Raw genomic sequence first — 21,926 nt, 5'->3', positions numbered from 1 at the left:
GTAAAATTTATCGACAGCAAAATTTTTATACTTTGTATTTTTCCATCCTTTACTTGTGGCAAAAATGACCCAAGTTAAGCACTCATATATTGCAATAGATAACTTTTACCCTTATGACTGGAGAGCAAAATCTTGGGAATAGAACTACGCAGTTTCGTATTTCTCGACAGCCTGCAACCTCAACATGCAGCATATATGGGAACAGTAGCCCAAGGCTTCTTACCATTACCAGGGGATACATCACTGTGGATTGAAATCTCTCCTGGTATCGAAATTAATAAAATTACGGATGTAGCCCTGAAAGCGGCCTCTGTCCGTCCGGGAGTACAAATAGTTGAACGACTTTACGGACTATTGGAAGTTCATTCTAGCTCCCAAGGCGAAACGCGGGCTGCTGGTCAAGCCATTTTAGCGGCCTTAGGAGTCCGAAAAGAGGAATGTCTCAAGCCGCGTGTTGTTTCTAGCCAGATTATCCGCAATATCGATGCTTACCAAACACAACTTATTAATCGCACGCGACGGGGACAGCTACTATTAGCAGGACAAACACTGTATGTATTAGAAGTGGAACCTGCTGCTTATGCCGCACTCGCTGCCAATGAAGCTGAGAAAGCAGCATCAATTAATATCCTTGAGGTTCAAGCTGTAGGAAGTTTTGGACGGCTTTACTTAGGTGGACATGAGCGAGATATTCTAGCAGGTGCGGCGGGAGCGTTAACGGCTATTGAAAGTGTAGCTGGTCGGGCAAATCCTCTAGGTGGTCGTCAGGAGTAAAGGAGAGAAAATGGCAAATCGAGAGCATCTAGCTTTACTGAAAGCAGGTGCAGTGAAATGGATTGAGTGGAGAAAGAGAAATCCTCAGATTGAACCAGACCTCAGCGCCGCAAATCTGCAAGGGGATAACCTCAGAGGCGCAAACCTCCAAGGGGTAAATCTGAGAAAGGTAGATTTGGGTCATGCTTTACTCGTGCGAGCAAACCTCAGTGGGGCTGACCTCAGTAGTGCCAACCTCTCCAAAGCCTTGCTCGTTGAAGCTAACTTGAGTAATGCTAACTTCAGTGTTGCTAACTTGAGTGGTGCTATGCTTACGCAGGCAGATTTGAGTCATACTAATTTGATTGGAGCCGACTTGAGTGAGGCAAATTTGAGAGGCGCTGCGATCGCTCATGCTAATCTAATTGGAACTGATTTAAGAGGCGCTAACTTGAGAGATGCCGATTTAGGTGCAGCGAAACTAATCCGGGCTAATCTCTCTTTTTCCAATCTCATTGAAGCTAACTTGATTGGGGCTGACCTCAGTGAAGCAAGTTTGTACGAGGCAGAAATATTGGGGGCTTATCTTTATAAAACCGACTTATCCAAAGCTAATTTGAATAAGACTCGCTTCAGTGGTGCTTACCTGCTACGAGCTAACCTAAGTGAAGCTGATTTGAGTCAAGCTGATTTAAGCTGGACTAACCTGAGAGATGCGAATTTGGCAGGGGCAAATCTTAGAGCAGCTAACCTCAGAGGAGCCGACATTCGGGGAGCTAATCTTAGCGGTGCAAATCTTCAAGAGGCAATTATGCCTAACGCTTCAAGGCATGATTAGTTAACAATAAAGAGCAAACGATGTTTAGATTCATTTTTTGAAGTTTAAACTAATTCGCAGTTTCAGAGCGATCGCTTGTCGCCCATATTCTTCTGCCTTCTGCCCTTAGCATAGCTGCCTTCCCACAACCAAGATCGCCAAAAGTTGCCAATAACCCATAACCCCTACCAGCAAGCAGTAAGGGTTGAAGGTGGTTGATGCTCAATTAAGGACAGGTGATATCATAGCCAAGCTCGGTCATATTGAACAGGCCAGAGTTTATCGTGTCCTAACTGTTTGGCTGCCAGATGCGGCCAGTAAGGATTGCGGAGTAGTTCGCGTCCCAACAGCACTATATCAGCTACTTCTGTGCGAATAATCTCATCAGCCTGTTCAGGGGTTGTAATTAAGCCTACAGCTCCTGTATGGATATTGGCTTCGCGTCGAATGCGTTCGGCAAACTGAGTCTGATAACCAGGTTTAACTGGTATATTAATGCCCGGTATAATGCCCCCTGATGAATTATCGATGAGATCAACTCCTAAAGACTTAAGTTTGTCACTTAAAGCGATACTTTGCTCAATGTCCCAACCCTTATCTACCCAATCGGTGGCAGAAATACGTACCCAAAGTGGATTCGTATCGGGCCAAACCTTTCGGACTGCTTGAACAACTTCTCTGAGAAAACGAGTCCGGTTTTCAAAGCTACCACCATAATCATCTTGCCGTTGGTTAGAAAGAGGTGAGAGAAACTGATGGAGTAGATAACCGTGAGCAGCATGGATTTCAACTACCTTGAAACCAGCTTCTAGAGAACGTTTAGTAGCTTGGACAAAGGCATCAATAACTTCCTGAATTCCCTCAATACTTAGGGCTTCTGGAACTGGGCTATCTTTGCTAAAAGCGATCGCACTACTCGAAACCAAAGGTCGCCAACCTTCCTGAGATTCATCCAGCACTTTCCCTCCCTTACTAGGTTTGGCAGTGCTGGCTTTTCTGCCTGCATGAGCGAGTTGAATACCCGCAACCGCTCCAAAGTTATGAATCAATGCCACAGTTTTGGCTAAAGTTTCGATGTGTGCATCCGACCAGATTCCCAAATCTTGAGGGCTAATGCGTCCGCGAGGTTCTACGGCTGCTGCTTCTGTTAGCACTATACCTGCACCGCCAACTGCGCGAGAAGCTAGATGAATAACGTGCCAATCATTAGCATATCCATCTGTGCTGGAATATTGACACATAGGTGAAACGGCGATGCGGTTACGAAAAGTAACTTCACGAATCTTTAATGGTTCAAATAGATGTGCCATTGCTATTGATTCCTTTTCTTACTTGGTGAAAAAATAGGGGTGTAAGGGTGGTGGGTCACTCTCTAATTCAATATAATTCTTATGAAAATCATGAATGGTTTTGCCCCTTAAGAGAGTTGTGACAAACAAAAAGTTTCAGATGCCCTTAATCTAACTTTTTAAGGAAGTCCGGTATCTTGTCGTTTATTTATCACTCAAAATTGTGTAAGCATCATTAACTAAGTGCATTTTCTCTTGTGCTTGTTTTAGCAGTTGTGGCTGATTCACAAACAAATCTGGATGCCATTTTTTTACTAAAGTTCGATAAGCCTGCTTTACTTCAGCCTGAGAAGCATAAGCTTGCAATCCTAAAATGCCGTAGGCGCGAGTAATCTTATCTTTTTCCGTCTGGCTTTTGGGTTGAGTGGGTGCTTTGTTGCTTTGAGTTGAATTTTGCTGTTTACCAGTTTGAGAACCAGGCGATCGCATCTCTGCTTTCATTCGCGCTATTTCCTCATTGAGTTCCCAATCACGAAATTTCGCCTCTACCTCTTCTTTCCTCGGAGAGGGAGAAGCTTTTGGTGGTGGTGGTGGAGAAACTGATTCTACCCTTCTACCACTATTCTTAGCAGTATTTTCTTGTTGTTGCTTAATGACAGGATCTTTTTCGGGGGAAATTTTAAATCTCTCTGGCTGTGGCGAATATTTTCTATTAGTATTTGTAAATTTTGGTATTTCTTTATAAGGTTGATAATTTGAGAGAATTTTGACATTTTCTAACTCTTGCAGAAACCGATTAAAACCATTTTGTAATTGCTGCAAATTTTCTCGCTTATTAGTAACTTCTACTGGATATTGACTGAATTCAAAGCAAATTACTTTTTCAGCTTTCCGTTCATATTCATTCAAAATCGATAACCCTTGGCTGCTGAAATTAGAGAAATAATCTTCAATTGCAGTTATACAAAGTTTAGCAACTTCCTGATGATAAGATTCCTTTGCTAATTGTTCATCTTGTTTTTGGATATTCTTGTTTAACAAATAAGAAATACTCCCGACGACAGCAGCACCTACCGGGCCGCCTAACAACCAACCGATACCACCACCAACAGCGATAGAACCAGGTTCACTTAAATCATCACTATTGTTTGGCTTTGTGGGCAATATTACTTGTGGTTCGCTAGGAAAGGGAATTAATAAATCTTGTGGTCTTTCTTCTTGGAAAAACTCGTAAGCTTGATAAAGCCATTTTGCCGCAGCTAATTGCAATTGATTTAGGTCTTTTTTAAGAGTATTTGTTTGCCAATCTTTAAATTTATTTTCTGCCAATGCAACTGCCGCATCAGCTTGATATTTTGTGAGTAGCTTGGGTAATTCTAGCCAATCGCGTAATTCTCCGATGCTAGTAGTGAAACCTTTATAAATTAAATTAGCTGCTTTTTGTTTAATTTCAATTTTACTATTTTGTTTCTCGTCAAAAGATTTTATTTCAAGAGCAATCGGGTCAATTTTAGCTTTTAATGAGAGTTGAATTTGAGAAGCGATCGCTTGCACTCTTGGCAAACGCACACTACCACGATCTGGTTGCAAAATCCCCACAATATTTTGCAACGCTGTTTCAAAAGCCGCCAACCCGCTACTATTTGCAGCCGCGACATCGCCTTTTAATCTGGCTCTTAAGGCGGGTAAAGCATCAACGCGATATAAATTACTAAAACCTGGAGGTAATTCGGCTCGAAAGCTTTCTGCAACAAATAGCAAGCGATTTTGAACTTGTTTTTGCTCGTCGGGTTCGAGTAAGTTGAGAAAATTGGCAACAAATATAACCGTTTTGATACCGCGATCTAATAGCCAATCTCGTAAGTTTTCCCGTTCACCTAAAGTCATTAACTTCCGTGCATCTAGTAATTGAATAACTAAATCTGCACTTAAAAGTTTTTCTCTGACTAAATTATCTTGTTCATCTCTATCATTAGTTCCCGGTAAATCGAGGAATTCTACACCTGTTTCTAAGAAGGGATGCGGACAAAAAACTTCTACAGATGCTACATCTTTTCGCATCTGCCTATTGCCATCAAGAGTTGCAAATTGTTGTAAAATTTCTGTGCCACTGCGATAGATTTCTGCACCATCTACCAACATGATGCGAGTCCGTACATCAGGACCATACTTGACAGTAATCGATGCGCCTGTGGTGGGGATTAAATCAATTGGTAAGGTGCGATTTCCTAGCATGGCGTTAAGTAAAGTAGATTTGCCATGATTGAAAGGGCCAAATACCGCAATGCGAAAACTAGGATTAACGAGATGATTGCAAATGGTTATTATATCTTGATTTAGTTGCGATTTGCGTTCTAAATTCAGTAACGCAGAGGCAGATTTGAGAGAATCTGCTAAATCCTTATAACCTTCATACTGTTGTTGCATAGTTTCTCATCCCCAGGCTCTACCTCACATTATTATGTTTATACTATGTATAATTCAACATCCAATAAAATCCTAGTTTGTAGTGAGCAATTCATTGCTCATAGCAAAGTTTATCAGGACTAAAGTCCTTACCCTCCGGGTTCGTTAGTCGCTCATGGGGGAAACCCCCAAGACCGCGCTAACTCACTACAAACTTTAATTTATTTACGTTTAGCTACTTATGGTTATGGAAAGCGGAGACTTCCTATAGGCATTCCCAGCTAAAAGCTGGGAACCAGAATAACGAAAAGACGATAGTAATAATATATATTAGCTATAGTAAGCTAATAGATTGCTATACGCCGCCTCTATTTTTTGCAACTGAGCTATTACATCTTCCTGTAAGCTTTTTAACCGATTGAACTCACCCTCACGATTGATTTCGCGGGTTTGTTTTTGCTTAACTAAGTTATCTAATTCAGATTTGCGAGAGACAATATCATCGTTAATTCGCTTACTCACTTCTCTTTCGTAAGAGTCAAAACACTCTTTCACAGCATTATATACAACCTGAGATTGTTCGTATGCGACTTGTGGTAGATGTTTAACTAATTCTTTCTTTGCAGTTTTAACTAACTCCCTACGCGCTTGATCTGCTTGCAAAAATCCTACCCCTAAACCTAGCAACGCAAACCCGATTGGCCCAAGTAAAACACCTGTTACGGCTGTAATTATGCCGCCAATACCAATTACAGTGAAGTAGTTTAACAAGATATTTTTCCAATCAAATCCAGCCCCGGCTAGTGCAAAGCCAGCAAGATTTCCTTTAGACAGTGATAACAATCCCATTGCCCATTTTGCCCAGCCGGGAGAGTTATCTTCTTCAGCAGTAGTAGTGGTATGTACCTTTACGTCTTGTCCGGTGAGCTTTTCTGTAATTTGGTCTGTGATTTGATTGTAAGATGCGCCATATTGTGCAGCACTACGAGAAAGTTCTTTAAAAGCTGCGTTAATATCTTTTTCAGCAGTTAATGTCCAAGCCGCAGATTTGTCGGTAATATATTGCTCAAAAGCTTTTTGCAGTGCGGTGTTAAATGCTTCTCGTTTACCACTGCTGAGAAAATCAAACAGATTTAATTCTGGCTGATAGCGTAAGAAGTCATTTTCAAAGGTATTACCTAAGTTTAAAACATAGCTGCGAAAAGATTCAGAAATCGTTCTTGCTTGAGTGTCTCTGGTATTGATAATTTCTTTTTGGAATTCATCTCGAATACCTGTGAGTTTGTTAAACTCAGGTTCTACTGAATCAATCCGTTTTTTTAATTCATTGACATCTTGATCGAGTAATGGTATACGTCTAGCAACTGCTTCGCGGGTATGATTGCAAGCAAGTCTTGCTAAGGTTCTGACTTGCCGGAGTTCTGCGATCGCACGTTCTCTGGTAAGAAATGTATTAAGGGAATCCATAAACTTCGGAAAGCCAGTCCCCTCTAAATCAGCTTGGGGGTTCTTCAACCGTCGTCTGAGTGCTTGAATTGACGAAAGTTCAAACACGCGTTCGTCATAAATATTCTGACCCTCTACAGTACAATATTCTGCTAAATTCGCCTTAAATACTTGCCGCAATCTATCCTCAGATGCTTGTAATTCTTCGACATCATCAGGATCTATCAGTGATTCCCGAACCTGATCCCAAGCATTAACTAAGAAGAAAACAGTCAAGCCTCGACCTTTGATATAATTTTCTAGATAGCGACGCTCACCCAAGGTACAAGGTTGAGAAGCTCTCATCACAAACAGAATTGCATGGCAATTATTTACATAACCCAAAGATAATTCGTTTCGCGCTTCTGTATCATTCAATCCTGGACTATCGACAATTTCAATTCCCTTTTCTAGTAGCGTTAAGGGATATTCAACAACTGCATAATCAACATCTGGAAAAGCTTGTTTTTTCTCCTGCTCTAATTTTTTTGCTTCAGCCGGATCGATGGTATATTTATATTTAAAGTTCTGAAAATCTAGCTGTTGCGGACTTTTACCATCATTAAAATGAATGGTAACTTTCTTTTCTGGCCCATAACGTAAAACTGTTAACACTGCTGTACAAGGGTTAACATCGCTCGGTAACAAGTTTTCACCAATTAAGGCGTTAAGAAACGTACTTTTTCCTCGTTTCATATCGCCCAATACCAAAAGGCGAAATACACCTTGACGGAGGTTTTTACTAGCTACTGTAATATCTTCAATATCTCGCTCTAAACTGAGTTTTCCTGATGAAGAGTCGCCAGCTAATTCCGCTTGATTAATTGTTTCAGCTAGTTTACTCAAACATACAGACATCTCCGACCGCACTTGAGCAACCCGCTCTAAATCTTGGATAAATCTGTCAGTTGCTATCTGATTTGTCATAAAATTTACACCTTTATTAAAGATTGGTTTTTTTAGATTCCAAAAATAGTTTGTAAGATAGCCATCCCAGCGCACCAACAATAATAAACCCAGCTAATACTGAGGCTATTCTTACTGCAACTAGCGCTACCACACCAAGAGCAAAAAGCTTTCCACCCAAAATCAGTTTTTTCATCCAAGGTTTCTGGGAATTTTCTGGCTGATGCTTCACAGTTTGATGAAAAGCTGCATCAGTAGCATGGATGTTAGTTTCCATTTCCCGCAGTCGCAATTCAACTTCTCGTTCGCGTAATGTACGTTCCCGGTGTTCAATTTCTTTTTGGCGATTACTCTCAAATGTCATCGGTGTTCATCCCGTCTAAGACAATGAAAAGATGTCAGCATTTACTTATCAGCTATGCTGTATACTAACTTACGTAAATATTTAGCAACCCCAGTAAATTTACTATTTTGCTTTTCATCGCCTGGTAAACTGAAGCTGGAGTTAAGTACCATAAATTTGTGGTGAAAACGAATATTTTTGATGTAAGTTATGCGATCGCTATAAGCCAAAATTTTTATAGATACTCACACAGGTATAGTCAAAATGGATATTAAAAATGGCTTCGTTGGCGCTATTGGTAACACACCTCTAATTCGCTTAAACAGCTTCAGTGAAGAAACAGGGTGTGAAATCCTCGCGAAAGCTGAATTTCTCAATCCTGGCGGTTCCGTCAAAGACCGCGCCGCACTTTATATCATTGAAGATGCCGAAAAGAAAGGTTTACTCAAACCCGGTGGTACTGTTGTAGAAGGAACTGCTGGTAATACTGGCATTGGACTGGCGCATATTTGCAATGCCAAAGGCTACAAATGCCTAATTATTATTCCTGATACTCAGTCACAAGAAAAAATAGACGCACTGATAGCACTAGGCGCAGAAGTTCGTCGCGTTCCTGCTGTCTCCTACAAAAACCCAAACAACTACGTCAAGCTATCTGGCAGAGTCGCTGCTGAGTTAGAAAATGCTATTTGGGCGAATCAGTTTGATAACTTAGCCAACCGCCTCGCCCACTACGAAACCACAGGGCCGGAAATTTGGAAACAGACAGATGGTAAAATAGATGGATGGACAGCTGCAACTGGTACTGCTGGTACTTATGCTGGTGTGGCGTTGTACTTGAAAGAACAAAATCCAGCGATTAAATGCGTTGTAGCCGATCCACTGGGTAGCGCACTTTATAGCTATGTCAAAACTGGCGAAATCAGTATAGAAGGAAATTCCATTACCGAGGGCATCGGTAACGGTCGCGTCACAGCAAATATGGAAGGCGCACCTGCTGATGATGCTATCCAAATCGATGACAAAGAAGCTTTGCGGGTAGTTTACCAATTGCTAAGGAAAGATGGGCTGTTAATGGGCGGTTCAACGGGTATTAATGTTGGTGCAGCTGTTGCCCTAGCGAAGCAGTTGGGGCCAGGACATAGCATTGTCACCATCTTGTGTGATAGTGGTTCTCGGTATCAGTCACGGATATTCAACCCGGAATGGCTAGCCTCAAAAGGACTTTCAATAGATTAGTCATTGGTCATTGGTCATTGGTAAAAAATAATATAAAAGACAAAGGACACATGACAAAGGACAAATGACCAACATTACTCAACCATCAAACTTGCCCACAATAGACCAACCCTCTTCTTCTAAATGTGTGCGTGTTTGTCAAAATCGTACCTGCAAAAAGCAAGGTGCGGCCAAGGTATTAGCAGCTTTTACGGCTTTCCCAATCCCTGATGTAACGGTAACGGCTAGCAGCTGTTTAGGACAATGTGGCAATGGGCCGATGGTGCTGGTATTACCCGATATGGTCTGGTATAGCGGCGTTCAACCCGATGGAGTATCTCTACTGATAGAAAATCATTTACTAGGTGGTCAAAGAGTCGAACAGATGCTCTATTATCGGTTTCATCCCCAGAGATCAAATTAATTAGCAATATCAAAGTCTGTAATCTTGTTGACTGAAGTGAGGCATCCAATGAATATCCAGCAGCTGCGTCAATCCTTAAAACAAAATTGGCTTATTTACTACAGCCAAAATATTACCTGGCTAGTGAAAATGCGAATTTGGGGGACTTACGATGGTCTACGCCGTCCTTTGTCCGGTTTTATTTTGGCAACACTGTCTGTTTTAGAACCCCAGTTTGATGAAATACTTGGTTTTATGCTGGATCTAAATAACGATCCAGATAAAATAGTCATTGCTTTAGGTCTTAACTTCAATCCTGATGAAGAGTTACGTTTAATCAAATCAGAGCATTCTATGGCTACAAACAAAGCTGAAAGCGAGTCGCTAGATGAGAAGTATTCTGAGGATAAACATCTGTTATCAGTTGTAACTGCTACCAAGATTGCGCCTAATTTTCTTGCCAAGACTCTAGACTCCAGTTTGTCACGCGCCGATAAACTTGTACCATCATATACAGCTACTACTGAGGTAGTTCGCACCCATAAATCTGAGTTGGTAGTTGCATTTGCTACTAAAATTTCTCCATATCCTCCAGTAAAAACGCCATCCTTCGGTTTCTTTCACGAATATCAATCAGTACGTAGCGGCTTTGCATCTGGTCGTCAAACATCAACTCTTGAACGCCTCCCTTCAGGAACATCGCTGACAATGACTGCTGAGGTCAACAGTAAAGCCAAGACTATGCCATCTGTGGCGCTAGCTAGCGAGGTTAAAAGCAACGTGTCATCTGGCCGAATCCCTGTAGGTGCATTGCTGGCAATTACAACCGAGATTAACAGTAATGGTAAACCAGTGCGATCGCTAGCAATTAATACTGAGGTTAAAAGCAACGGCAAACAACCGAATATTCAACCACAAGAGTTTAAGAGCAAAGTGAATTTACCAACCACTAATGCCCGGAATCTAGCTTCTTGGGTAGATGAGTTTTGTTACGGCGCTAGGGATAAAGAAGATATTTTGACCTGAATTACTTATGGGTAATCGTGAGAAACAAAGGGGATTTCTATGACTTCACCTTCAGTTTCTCCCACTTTAACTTTTAAGCCTACGCCACCAGCTTTGGAGCGAATATAACCTAGTCCAAAATAACCATCAGCCGTTTCTGTGTAACTGGTAAGTTTGCCGACCTTTTCATCTCCAACTGCGATCGCACTTCCAACTTCCACAGGGGCATTGAGTCGTATACCCAAAAGGTGTTGTTTTACACCTTTATATGTATTTAACCGAGCGATGGTTTCTTGCCCAATATAGCAACCTTTAGTAAAAGAAATTGTCTGCCACAAACCAACTTCCAGAGGATTATAATCATCTGTGAGTTCGGAATCTGGCGCGGGACGGCCTTGTAAGATTCGTAAGGCATCCCAAGCGCGATCGCTCATCTCTACCGCCCCAGCTTCTAACAATTTATTCCACACCGTCGCTTTGTCAGTATAAGGGAAAGTGAAGGTGTATCCAGGTGCAGCCAACCCACTACCCACAGCAATCCGCACTCCCTCGGCGGGAGGAATGGTGTATACTTTGTGACTAGCATAAGGTTGGCCGATGAGTTCGCCAATACCCAACTTTTCTAAAATAGCGTCGCTTCCTGGGCCAATGAGGCTGAAGGTATTGGTGTATTTTGTGATATCAGATAATTTCACCTTGTCGGCAGAGAAAATATATTTATCCAGCCATTCCATGAGATATTGGCGGCGGTTGGGTGAAACCAGCAAAATTACCGCATCTTCTCTAACATAAGCAGTTACTAAATCAATTGTTCTAGCTGTGGAAGTGACGAAAACCGTATCACAACCTTCTCCAGGCTTGAGTATTTGGAAATTGTTAGTACTTTGATTGTGTAAGAAATTGAGGCGATCGTCGCCAGCTACTTTAATGCGTCCCCAGGTGGTGCGATCGCATATTGCAACCCCAACTTTAGCAGCTTGGATAGCTGCTGCGTCTCGATCGTCAATTGTAGATGTTGGCATGGTGGTGATAACTTGCCCTGTTTTAATGTTGTCGCACTGGAAATCTTAGCAAATAAGCGTTTCCGGCTTCAAAGCGTTGAGCTTCAGAACTCGGAACTTGAGCTTTAGAACTCGAAATTTCAAATTCTCCACTCAAACTCCGAGTTTCTGAGCTTCTAACTTTCAACCTCTAGTTTCTACTTTTGAAAGAGTTTAGCCATTCTTGAACTTGCTCGCGGGCAATATCGCGCCCTCCAAGACCAAAGGCTAAGGCAATAGCAACTGCGATCGCCCCGAGTAAAAGCCCAAAGGCTAAATTCACAATATCACTGGCAACTCCAATCTGTTGCAGTGCCATTGCAGAGACTAAAGCAATAATGGCAATTCGCGCTACTTGTCCCAAAATCTCTGCCTGACGTTCGCCGGAACTGGTAATGATATTAAAAGCCAGATTTGCCAAGAATAAGCCAATGGCAAATATCACCAATCCCGCCAAAATTCGCCCAAATACGATCGTAATCCCAGACACTAATGCTGTCAGGGCTGGAATATTCAAGATATTCACCGCCGCCACCGTTGCAAACAGCATGATACCCACTAAGGCAACAATACCTGCAATTTCCGATGGAGTGCGGCTGGGAATATGGGCAGTTCTTGGTTCAGTTGAAATTTCAATGCGTCTAGTGGGTGTTGTTAAACCCAAGACGGTGAAAATGTTATTAAAGCCTAAATTGGTGAGGATACTTGTCACCAAATCCGCGACAAACCGCCCCGCGAAATAGGCAACAATTAAAATTGCTACGGCTGTAAAGATGGCAGGGAGAGCGTTAAGAATCTGTTGCAGCATAGCGATTGCCGGGACAGAGATCGCATCAATTCGCAAGGCATTAAGCGCTGCGATCGCCACAGGAATCAAAATCAAAACATAGACAATTGTGCCGAGAATATTCGATAGAGGTTGCACCCCCGCAGCCGGAGATAATCCTAAGCGACTACCTAAATGATCGATCCCAGTTGTCGCCAACAAGTTGGTCACAATCCGCCGCACTACATTAGCTATAAACCAACCAATTACAGCAATTAGCCCCGCCGCTAAAATGTTCGGCAGAATTAGCAGAACTTCTGTAATCAGAGCTTGTACTGGTTGTAGAGCCTGTCTTAGTCCAAGAGTATCTAAAACTGGAGCAAGAAACAGTAAAAATATAAACCAATACAGAGCATTACCAATAGTGTCACTCAGAGACAACTGATTCAGGCTAGGTGTCCTGTCTTCTGGTTCTGGATTCAAACGCTCATCCAGATTAAATGCCTGTAACGATCGCACAGTGAGAATCTTCACAATGGTCGCCAAAAACCAGGCGGTTCCTAAAAGGATTCCCGCACCAACCAAATTTGGCAAAAAGCCAATAAGTTGATTGAGAAAATTATTCAGGGGTCGAGAGGCTACCTCCAGATCCAATGTCTGTAAAACAGCTACCGCCGTCAATAGGATAATGCTCCAAAAGACTAAGCTGGAGATTAATTTCTCCACTTGAGGAACATCCTGACGACCCGTTATCCCTGCGGCAATGCGATTATCTATATTTGTGCGATTGAGGATTCCTCGCGTCACCGCAGCCGCGATCGCTGCAAGTAGCCAACCTACTAACAAAATTGCTACTGCCCCCAGTAGACGGGGCGTAAACAGAATTATCTGTTGAACAATACCTTGTACATTAGCGATTCCTTGATTCACTGCTGGTTGAATCGGTTGCAAACTGGGCGATTGGGCCAAAAATTGCTGTACCCTCATGGGCAAACCAACTCCTATCACCTGGGTTATTCCTTGCCAAGTTGTGTTCATGGTTTTCAGAAATTAAGCTTAAGTATTCGCCGCAAACACTGAGTAAGTGTTTTGCCTATCAATTTACCAGTAAAAACATACATCTATCGCATTGATATCAAGAGTAATTTTTGACTTTGCTACTAAATATTTGGTTTAATCTACTGGCAATGGTGAATTTTGCGTTACTCTAATTGCAGCAACAGCATCGAAGATGTAGAATGCCCCAAGTTTTGGAACAATCGATTCAAATTAATGCTACAGCTACGGTGGTGGAGCGCTGTATTAGCGATTTAGCTCTTATGCACCGTTGGCTCAACCCCGTTCTCCGTTGCGAACCTGTGGGCGAAGCTTGGAGTACTGATGTCGGCAGTCAAAGTCGTTTTATCATTCAAATTCCTCTGCTGAAACCCACCTTAAATAGCGTAGTTGTAGAACGACAACCGGGTTTGGTAGTTTGGGAATTCCAGGGATTTTTTCAAGGGCGCGATCGCTGGGAATGTCAACCCACAGAAAAGGGAACGCTACTACTAAACCGCTTTGAGTACGATATCCCTAACCCCTTAGTGAGTTGGGGTTTCAACACCTTTGCTGCTTCTTGGACAAAACAAGATATGCAAGCTCAACTCCGCCGCCTGAAACGAGTCGCAGAAAATTCGTAATCGGGCATTGGGCATTGTTTATTTTTCCCCCTACCCCCTGCCCCCTGCTCTCCATTACCTACTGATCTTTACCCAATTCGGTAAGTAGCCGCCGAATTACAGATGCATCTTCGGCATCAGGAACTTTTGCTAAATAATTTTGTAAGTCGTCTACGGCTTGGGGGTAGTAACCGAGTTGATAGTAGATCAAACCGCGATCGCGCAATTCTAAAGTTAAACCAGGAAATAGCAACAAAATTCGTTCAACTGCTGCCAGCGTTTTTGCTAATTCTTGCTGTTTGAGGTAAATAAATTTTAAATTTGTCAGCATCCGGGCCAAAAATTGCCGATTACTGACTACAGCTAAAAACTCTGGTTGTAGCGTCACAGGTCGCTGATAAAGTTGAGACAGTCTGTCTTTGCAATCTTGGGCAAATATTATTTCACCGCCATTGAAAACATCCACAAAAATCTCTATATCGGGAATATCTGGGCGGATCAAGAAATGCCCTGGCATCCCTATACCCACCATCGGAAAATCAATCCGTCGAGCAACTTCCAGGTAAAGCAACGCTAAGGTAATGGGAATCCCTAATCTGCGATCGATTACATCATTGAAAAAGCTGTTGCGCGGGTCGTAATAGTCAATTTCATTACCAGAAAATTTTAATTCTTCATAGAGATACTGGTTAATACTTTGAACTATTCGCAGAGGATATCGTGAGTCAGGCAGACGTTCTTGTAGCTCCCACGCCATTGTATCAAGGGCGTTGAGGTATTCCTCTGCATCTAGATTGGGATATTCTTCTAGTGCAATATACAAAGCTGCCTTTGCCAAATCAATGCGCTCGTCAGACTGCTGAATCTCCTGGTAAAAATATTGTCGTGCTGACGAGAAATTCATAAGCTATTGTTCGGTGTAAGTGTGAGGATGAAGCCGCAGCTACGACTAACCCAAGCATCGCAGCTTGGCCAAAAGCTGTTTTTTGTATCTATCTTTATCTTATGGATATTCAGAAGTTTTGGAAATGTAGAACTTTTAGTAAATGCTGTGTTGGTGATGTCTTCGATGGACTGTACCCATGCAAAGCACATGATGTAATATAAGTATGAATTATTTCAAGGCAAAAGTTAGATATTTGATACCTAGCTTTTTGGCTGCAAGTGTAAGTATTTAAGTAACTCAGAATAGTGGTATATTTTGCTACAGAGCGTTAAAGCTAGGGCGATCGCATCTGAAAAATGAGATTAGGGATAAACTAGAGCCTATTCCGTCAATCTAGTCAAGATGGGGACTACAACCATAGCCACCAAACACCTTTTTAAGGAATTACTAAGAGAGTTATGTCCCCGTCCGGTGCTAGAGTTAAAGGTGACATTTCTTATTCTTATGTCTTCTCCGACCTTATCTGAAATCTAGCTTCACTCATTAGGCGCAGCATGGTCACAACCGCAGAAAAAACAAACATTGGCTACATTACCCAAATCATTGGCCCAGTTGTAGACGTTAAATTTCCCGGCGGGAAATTGCCACAAATCTTCAACGCTTTGAAAATCAAAGGCACCAATGAATCTGGACAGGAAATCAACATCACCGTTGAAGTACAGCAACTGCTGGGCGACAACCAGGTGCGGACTGTTGCGATGAGTTCCACTGAAGGCTTAGTACGTGGCTTTGAAGTCACCGATACAGGCGCTTCGATCAGCGTACCAGTTGGTAAAGCCACCTTGGGTCGGATTTTCAACGTTCTCGGCGAACCTGTGGACAACAGGGGCCCTGTAAATGCTGAGACAACTTTACCGATCCACCGCTCTGCTCCCAAATTCACCGACCTGGAAACCAAACCTTCCGTGTTTGAAACTGGGATTAAAGTTGTTGACCTTCTGACTCCCTATCGACGCGGCGGTAAGATTGGTCTGTTCGGCGGTGCTGGTGTTGGTAAGACCGTGATCATGATGGAATTGATCAACAACATCGCTACTCAGCACGGTGGAGTATCGGTTTTTGCTGGCGTGGGTGAGCGCACTCGTGAAGGCAATGACCTCTACAACGAAATGATTGAATCTGGGGTAATCAATAACGAGAGCCTTAATGATTCCAAAATTGCTCTTGTGTATGGTCAGATGAACGAGCCACCTGGAGCGAGAATGCGGGTTGGTCTTTCGGGATTGACAATGGCAGAGTACTTCCGCGACGTAAGTAAACAGGATGTGCTGTTATTTATTGACAACATCTTCCGGTTTATCCAAGCAGGTTCGGAAGTATCCGCGCTATTAGGTCGGATGCCCTCAGCGGTAGGATATCAGCCCACATTGGGAACCGACGTAGGCGAACTGCAAGAGCGGATTACCTCAACTACAGAAGGTTCCATTACATCGATTCAGGCAGTATACGTACCTGCGGATGACTTCACTGACCCCGCACCTGCTACCACCTTCGCCCACTTAGACGGAACAACATTGCTGTCTCGCGGTTTGGCATCTAAGGGAATTTATCCAGCTGTGGATCCCCTTGGTTCAACTTCCACCATGCTACAGCCCAGCATTGTCGGTGACGAACACTACAATACTGCCCGTGCCGTACAGTCCATTCTGCAACGTTATAAAGAACTCCAGGACATTATCGCCATTCTTGGTTTGGATGAATTGTCTGAAGAAGACCGTCTCATCGTGGCGCGGGCGCGGAAAATTGAGCGCTTCTTGTCTCAGCCGTTCTTTGTCGCAGAAGTATTTACCGGTTCTCCTGGTAAATATGTGAAGTTGGAAGATACCATCAAAGGCTTCCAAAAAATTCTGTCTGGTGAGTTGGATGCTCTGCCAGAACAGGCTTTCTACTTGGTTGGCGATATTAACGAAGCGATCGCCAAAGCTGCAAAAATGAAAGCTTAGTCATTAGTCATTAGTCATTGGTCATTAGTTGAACTGCTAATGACTAATGGCAATTCCAAAAGACGAATGACATAGACGCGCCAAGGGCTTCCCGCAGTGTAGGACAAAGGACGAAGGACAAAGGACAAAAGACAAATGACATTAACCGTTCGTGTAATTTCCCCAGATAAAACAGTCTGGGATGCTCCAGCTGAAGAAGTCGTTTTGCCTAGCACTACTGGTCAACTAGGTATCTTAACTGGACACGCACCACTTTTGACAGCTTTAGATACTGGTGTCATGCGAGTTCGTGGCGCTAAAAATCAGAATTGGGAAGCGATCGCTCTTTTGGGTGGCTTTGCCGAAGTCGAAGAAAATGAAGTGACAATTCTGGTTAACGGCGCTGAACGTGGCGACAAAATTAATCTTGATGAAGCTCGCACTGCTTACAACCAAGCAGAAGCGGGGCTGAATCAAGTCTCAGGAGACGATCGCCAAGCCCAAATCAAGGCAACTCAAGCCTTCAAACGCGCCCGCGCTCGGTTTCAAGCTGCTGGCGGTTCGGTCTAATTTAAGTTTATATTTCCACTTTGTAGGTTAGGCAATGTCCAACCTACAAAATATTTATTCAGAAGAACTCAGGAGTCAGGAGCCAGAATTCAGTATGAACTCTGTACGGATGCTAAAACTCCATCCCTTTTATGGATAGAGTATTCTGAATTCTGAATACTGACTCCTTATTTATTAATTTTTAAAAAAATTACGTCAAGTTTAAGAAATCGAGGCAAGCTTTGGTGGAGTGTTAAATTAACTAATTAGTTGCCCTTTTGGGCACAAATTATGAAAAGCCTTTCATTTTTGCTTGGTACTCGTAAACAAAATAAGGTAGCTCGTTTAGCAGCATCTATCGTAGCAACGTTAGCACTTGCTGGTAGTATTCACTCTGCCAATGCTACTTCTGTCAAAACAACTACTGCAAAAGAAATTACTTCGGCATCAATCCAGCTAAATCAGACCACACCAAATATTGCCCAATTACAAACTAGCAGGACTCAATATCAGGCTGCTGGAATTGGCCCTGTTGTACTGGTTCCCATTCTACTTGTTGGCGGTTTAGTCATATTCGTCCCCCTATTCTTTGGCGGACTGGTAGTGATTGGCGAACGGGAAGTTGGCATTGTGGTAAGGAAATTTACCCTTTCTGGGCGTGGATTACCCGCCGGCAGTTTGATTGCCCTCAATGGCGAAGCTGGCTTACAGGCAGATACTTTAGCTCCTGGTTGGCATTGGGGCTATTGGCCTTGGCAGTATTCTGTAAAAAAAGAATCGGTAATTGTCGTTCCCCAAGGGGAAATCGCTTTGATTGTGGCAGCTGATGGCGCATCCAACCCACCAGAGCGAATTTTGGGTAAAATCGTGGGTTGTGACAACTTCCAAGATGCTCGAAAATTCCTTACCCAAGGTGGGGAAAAAGGGCGGCAAATGGGTTTTCTCACGGCTGGTACGTACCGGATGAATACTGCCCTGTTTAAAGTCATCATGGCAGCAAATGCCAGCGCTCATGGCATGACTCCAGAACAGTTGCGGGTGTACAGTCTGGCAGCTGACAAAGTTGGCATTGTTACTACTTTAGATGGCGTACCAATTTCCGCAGGTGAACTTGCAGGCCCCACAATTGACGGACACGACAACTTCCAAAATGGTCAGAAATTTATTAATGGCGGTGGGCGACGAGGTTTACAAGAGCAGACTTTGCTTTCTGGTTCTTGGAACTTGAATCCTTGGTTTGTCCAGGTTGAGCAAGTGCCGATGACAGAAATTCCTATTGGGTATGTGGGTGTGGTGATTTCTTTCGTGGGTAAAGCACATCAAGATGTCAGTGGTGCAGCTTTTACCCACGGTAACTTGGTGAATCAGGGACATAAAGGTGTATGGATCGAACCGCTATATCCTGGTAAGCACCCGATTAACTCCCGGATTATGAAGATGGAACTAGTGCCAACGACCAACATTGTTTTAAACTGGTCAGGTCGGACTGAACGCCACAGCTATGATGCTCAACTAGCTTCTTTAACAGTGCGATCGCGTGATGGGTTTGCCTTTGATTTGGAAGTAGCGCAAATTATCCATGTTGGTGCTTTAGATGCCCCGAAGGTAATTTCTCGCGTTGGTGCAATGCAAAATCTCGTAGACCATGTATTAGAACCGACTATCGGGAATTATTTCCGCAACTCAGCCCAAAACTGTACTGTATTAGATTTTCTGACGGCTCGAAGTGAGCGACAAACTGAGGCTGCTGAGTATATTAAAACAGCATTGCGGGCTTATGACGTGCAAGCGATTGACACCCTCATTGGTGATATTCAGCCACCAGCGTCGTTAATGCAGACACAGACAGACCGGAAAATTGCCGAAGAAGAACGCAAGACTTATGAAGTCCAGCAAATGGCGCAAACCCAACGGCAGCAGCTTGTCCGGGAGACAGCACTGGCTAATATCCAGCAAGAAATGGTAAAATCGGAGCAGAGTGTACATATAGCTGACCTCAAAGCCCAAGCCCAAATTAAAGAGGCGAACGGTGAAGCCGAGGGGACAAAACTCCGGGCAATTGCTGAGGCTGAAGGTATCCGAGCCACAGGTAACGCCAAAGCTGAAACCTACCGCGCTGGTGTGGAAGCTTTGGGTTCCCAAGGTTATACAGCAATGCAATTAATGCAGATTATAGGCGATCGCAATGTCCGTTTGATTCCAGATGTCTTAGTTGGCAGTAATGGTAGCAATAACGGTTTAGTGGATGGGCTACTATCCATGATTTTATGGAATCAAACTGGTAAGGGTGAATTGACACCAACACATTTGCATCCACAACCAGTAGTTACCAAAGCCCAACCAACCCCAGAAAACGGTTATCCTCCTATAGTTTTGAATTTTCCTGTAGATCAGTAACATCAGTAACATAAGTTAGGGGCATAACATTGTTGTGCCCTGACAAAAAACAAACGGCTATATTTTATTGTGGACATCTTGCCCACCTTGTAGGTAGGGAAATTTTGCTTTTACAAGAACGTTATCGTTTACTCAAGGGAATTGGTAAAGGGGGATTCTGCAAAACCTTCCTTGCTGTAGATGAGGGTCAGTTTCCTCCAGTTCCTTGCGTTGTTCAAGAATTATCGCTGGAATCTGAAACAGATCAAACTTTTCACCAAAAGGCACAAAAGTTAGAAGAATTAGGCAAACATCCGCAAATTCCCACCTTGTTGGCTTATTTTCAACAAAATGGGCATTTTTATTTAGTGCAAGAGTTTATTGCAGGCACTAATTTAGCTCAGGTGGTTGAAGAGGAAGGCACTTTTAATGAAACTCAGATTTGGCAACTTTTAGAAGATGTGTTGCCAGTTTTGCAGTTTATGAGCGATGCCTGCGGCGGGCTACGCCTACACAATATCATTCACCGCGATATTAAACCCAAAAATATCATCCGTAGATCCCCAATGACCAAGAAGGGGGATTTCGTCATAGTCGATTTTACCACTGCTAAAATCGTCACAGAAATTGATCGGCTAATATCTGAAACCAGTATCGGCAGCCCAGAATATTCTGCACCAGAACAAGCGATAGGAAAAGCAGTTTTTGCTAGTGATTTATATAGCTTGGGCGTAACTTGTATTTACTTACTTACCCAGATTCCTCCCTTTGATTTATTTGATATTGCTAATGATTGTTGGGTTTGGCAACAATATCTTACTACCAAGGTTAGCGATCGCTTGGCGCAAATTCTCGACAAGCTGCTGCAAAATGCTGTTAACCACCGCTTTCAATCAGCTAATGAAGTTATGCAAGCAATGGGTATGGAATGTAAAACTCAAAATGTGAAATTACCAAATCTCCCTTTGCAATGCTTACATACTCTAACTGGGCATTCTGGGGCATTAAGTAGCGTGAACGCCCTTGCCATCAGTCCCGACGACTATACTTTAGCCAGTGGGAGTGATGACAAAAACATCAAATTGTGGGACTTAAATACTCAAAAAGTCCTAGCTACTTTATCAGGACATTCCCAAGCTGTAAAATCAGTTGCTTTCAGTCCTGATGGGAAAATTTTGGCAACCGCTAGCGATGATAAAACTATCAAATTGTGGCAGGTTGAGACATTAGAGGAAATCTGCACCTTATTGGGACACTCACACGCTGTAAAATCAGTTGCTTTCAGTCCTGATGGACAGATTCTCGCTAGCGGTAGCTGGGATAAGACAATCAAACTGTGGGATGTAAATACTGGCAGAGAAATTTGTACCATAACTGGACATCAATTACAGGTAAATTCAGTAGCATTTAGTCCCCAAGGACAGCTTTTAGCCAGCGCTAGCTATGACAGAACAATTCGCCTGTGGCAGATACCAAGAAGAGGCAGGGGAGCAGGGAGCAGGGAGCAGGGGGATATGAATAGTGCTGAGTTAAAAGACCACCCACAAGGAGCGGAAGACATTCCCCCTTTTTCCCTGCCTCCTGCCCCCTTGCCTCTTATTGAAAACCGCCCATGCTATAGCTTGTTAGCCACCCTTTCGGGTCATGCATGGGCGGTTTTGACAGTCGCTTTTAGTCCTGATGGTCAAATTTTGGCGACGGGTAGTGATGATAACACTATTAAATTGTGGGAGGTAAACACAGGTCAGCTAATTTGCACACTTGTAGGCCATTCTTGGTCTGTGGTGGCTGTGGCTTTTACTGCCGATGGCGAAACACTCCTAAGTGCAAGTTGCGACAAAACAGTTAAACTTTGGAAGGTAAGCACAGCAGAAGAGATTGTTACTCTCTCTGGTCATGTAGACTCAGTATCTGCTGTTGCTATGAGCAAAGTTAGACAATTAATTGCAAGTGGCAGCAGAGACAAGACTATCAAACTGTGGCAGCTTGTAGAACAGCGCGTAGGCGTAGCCCGTCGTAGACATCGCTAACATTGTAATATCAG

Annotated in this window: 20 protein-coding genes; 11 read left to right on the top strand and 9 right to left on the bottom strand. The window is 43.1% G+C overall.

Annotated features, from left to right (window positions below; translation table 11 throughout):
• Nucleotides 1-132: 132 nt before the first annotated feature.
• Together V7K55_RS15325 and V7K55_RS15320 are read left to right on the top strand one after the other, a co-directional pair.
• Entirely contained in the window at nt 133-774 is a 642-nt protein-coding gene (locus V7K55_RS15325) for a hypothetical protein (protein ID WP_094341021.1), read from the top strand.
• 10 nt (nt 775-784) lie between these two features.
• Nucleotides 785-1,591: a pentapeptide repeat-containing protein gene (locus tag V7K55_RS15320; protein WP_334832648.1), complete on the top strand. Its 807-nt coding sequence runs from the start codon at nt 785-787 to the stop codon at nt 1,589-1,591.
• 49 nt (nt 1,592-1,640) lie between these two features.
• Here the strand turns inward: V7K55_RS15320 and V7K55_RS15315 are convergent, their stop codons facing one another.
• From V7K55_RS15315 to V7K55_RS15295, 5 genes are all read right to left on the bottom strand, one after another.
• Entirely contained in the window at nt 1,641-1,796 is a 156-nt protein-coding gene (locus V7K55_RS15315) for a hypothetical protein (protein ID WP_334832646.1), read from the bottom strand.
• Between the two features lie 16 nt (nt 1,797-1,812).
• Entirely contained in the window at nt 1,813-2,880 is a 1,068-nt protein-coding gene (gene namA / locus V7K55_RS15310) for an NADPH dehydrogenase NamA (RefSeq protein WP_334832644.1), read from the bottom strand.
• A gap of 183 nt (nt 2,881-3,063) precedes the next feature.
• On the bottom strand, nt 3,064-5,286 hold the full coding sequence (locus V7K55_RS15305) for a dynamin family protein (RefSeq protein ID WP_334832642.1): 2,223 nt from the start codon (nt 5,284-5,286) through the stop codon (nt 3,064-3,066).
• A 309-nt stretch (nt 5,287-5,595) separates the two neighbouring features.
• On the bottom strand, nt 5,596-7,677 hold the full coding sequence (locus tag V7K55_RS15300; RefSeq protein WP_334832640.1) for a dynamin family protein: 2,082 nt from the start codon (nt 7,675-7,677) through the stop codon (nt 5,596-5,598).
• Between the two features lie 16 nt (nt 7,678-7,693).
• A complete protein-coding gene (locus V7K55_RS15295) occupies nt 7,694-8,020 on the bottom strand; it encodes a DUF3040 domain-containing protein (protein ID WP_334832638.1) in 327 nt (108 codons plus the stop codon).
• A gap of 243 nt (nt 8,021-8,263) precedes the next feature.
• Between V7K55_RS15295 and V7K55_RS15290 the strand changes: the two genes are divergently transcribed.
• From V7K55_RS15290 to V7K55_RS15280, 3 genes are all read left to right on the top strand, one after another.
• Nucleotides 8,264-9,238: a cysteine synthase A gene (locus tag V7K55_RS15290; RefSeq protein WP_334832636.1), complete on the top strand. Its 975-nt coding sequence runs from the start codon at nt 8,264-8,266 to the stop codon at nt 9,236-9,238.
• Nucleotides 9,239-9,302: 64 nt separating this feature from the next.
• Nucleotides 9,303-9,641, top strand: a complete 339-nt coding sequence (locus tag V7K55_RS15285; protein ID WP_334832634.1) for a (2Fe-2S) ferredoxin domain-containing protein — start codon at nt 9,303-9,305, stop codon at nt 9,639-9,641.
• 48 nt (nt 9,642-9,689) lie between these two features.
• A complete protein-coding gene (locus V7K55_RS15280; protein ID WP_334832632.1) occupies nt 9,690-10,646 on the top strand; it encodes a DUF5331 domain-containing protein in 957 nt (318 codons plus the stop codon).
• A gap of 5 nt (nt 10,647-10,651) precedes the next feature.
• Here V7K55_RS15280 and ygfZ read toward each other — a convergent pair whose 3' ends face one another.
• The 3 genes from ygfZ to V7K55_RS15265 are packed head-to-tail and all read right to left on the bottom strand — an operon-like array spanning nt 10,652 to nt 13,469.
• A complete protein-coding gene (gene ygfZ / locus V7K55_RS15275) occupies nt 10,652-11,647 on the bottom strand; it encodes a CAF17-like 4Fe-4S cluster assembly/insertion protein YgfZ (protein WP_334832630.1) in 996 nt (331 codons plus the stop codon).
• Nucleotides 11,648-11,669: 22 nt separating this feature from the next.
• Entirely contained in the window at nt 11,670-11,813 is a 144-nt protein-coding gene (locus tag V7K55_RS15270) for a hypothetical protein (RefSeq protein WP_334832629.1), read from the bottom strand.
• 3 nt (nt 11,814-11,816) lie between these two features.
• Entirely contained in the window at nt 11,817-13,469 is a 1,653-nt protein-coding gene (locus V7K55_RS15265; RefSeq protein WP_334832627.1) for a mechanosensitive ion channel, read from the bottom strand.
• A gap of 200 nt (nt 13,470-13,669) precedes the next feature.
• Between V7K55_RS15265 and V7K55_RS15260 the strand changes: the two genes are divergently transcribed.
• The gene (locus tag V7K55_RS15260) at nt 13,670-14,110 is read left to right on the top strand and encodes an SRPBCC family protein (RefSeq protein ID WP_334832625.1); all 441 of its coding nucleotides are present in this window, start codon (nt 13,670-13,672) and stop codon (nt 14,108-14,110) included.
• Nucleotides 14,111-14,168: 58 nt separating this feature from the next.
• Here V7K55_RS15260 and V7K55_RS15255 read toward each other — a convergent pair whose 3' ends face one another.
• Complete coding sequence (locus V7K55_RS15255; RefSeq protein ID WP_334832623.1) at nt 14,169-14,993, bottom strand: SirB1 family protein; 825 nt, start codon at nt 14,991-14,993, stop codon at nt 14,169-14,171.
• Nucleotides 14,994-15,020: 27 nt separating this feature from the next.
• Here V7K55_RS15255 and V7K55_RS15250 point away from each other — a divergent pair, with 27 nt between their 5' ends.
• The 5 genes from V7K55_RS15250 (at nt 15,021) to V7K55_RS15230 (ending at nt 21,912) form a co-directional block, all read left to right on the top strand.
• On the top strand, nt 15,021-15,191 hold the full coding sequence (locus V7K55_RS15250; protein WP_334832621.1) for a hypothetical protein: 171 nt from the start codon (nt 15,021-15,023) through the stop codon (nt 15,189-15,191).
• A gap of 338 nt (nt 15,192-15,529) precedes the next feature.
• Nucleotides 15,530-16,978: a F0F1 ATP synthase subunit beta gene (atpD, locus tag V7K55_RS15245; protein WP_334832619.1), complete on the top strand. Its 1,449-nt coding sequence runs from the start codon at nt 15,530-15,532 to the stop codon at nt 16,976-16,978.
• A gap of 135 nt (nt 16,979-17,113) precedes the next feature.
• Nucleotides 17,114-17,527: an ATP synthase F1 subunit epsilon gene (gene atpC, locus V7K55_RS15240; protein ID WP_334832617.1), complete on the top strand. Its 414-nt coding sequence runs from the start codon at nt 17,114-17,116 to the stop codon at nt 17,525-17,527.
• 270 nt (nt 17,528-17,797) lie between these two features.
• Nucleotides 17,798-19,903, top strand: a complete 2,106-nt coding sequence (locus tag V7K55_RS15235) for an SPFH domain-containing protein (RefSeq protein ID WP_334832615.1) — start codon at nt 17,798-17,800, stop codon at nt 19,901-19,903.
• A gap of 104 nt (nt 19,904-20,007) precedes the next feature.
• Nucleotides 20,008-21,912: a serine/threonine-protein kinase gene (locus tag V7K55_RS15230; RefSeq protein WP_334832613.1), complete on the top strand. Its 1,905-nt coding sequence runs from the start codon at nt 20,008-20,010 to the stop codon at nt 21,910-21,912.
• The last annotated feature ends 14 nt before the right edge of the window (nt 21,913-21,926 follow it).

Source organism: Nostoc sp., from assembly GCF_036919895.1.
GTDB lineage: Bacteria > Cyanobacteriota > Cyanobacteriia > Cyanobacteriales > Nostocaceae > Nostoc.
This window is presented reverse-complemented; position numbering and strand designations above follow the sequence as displayed.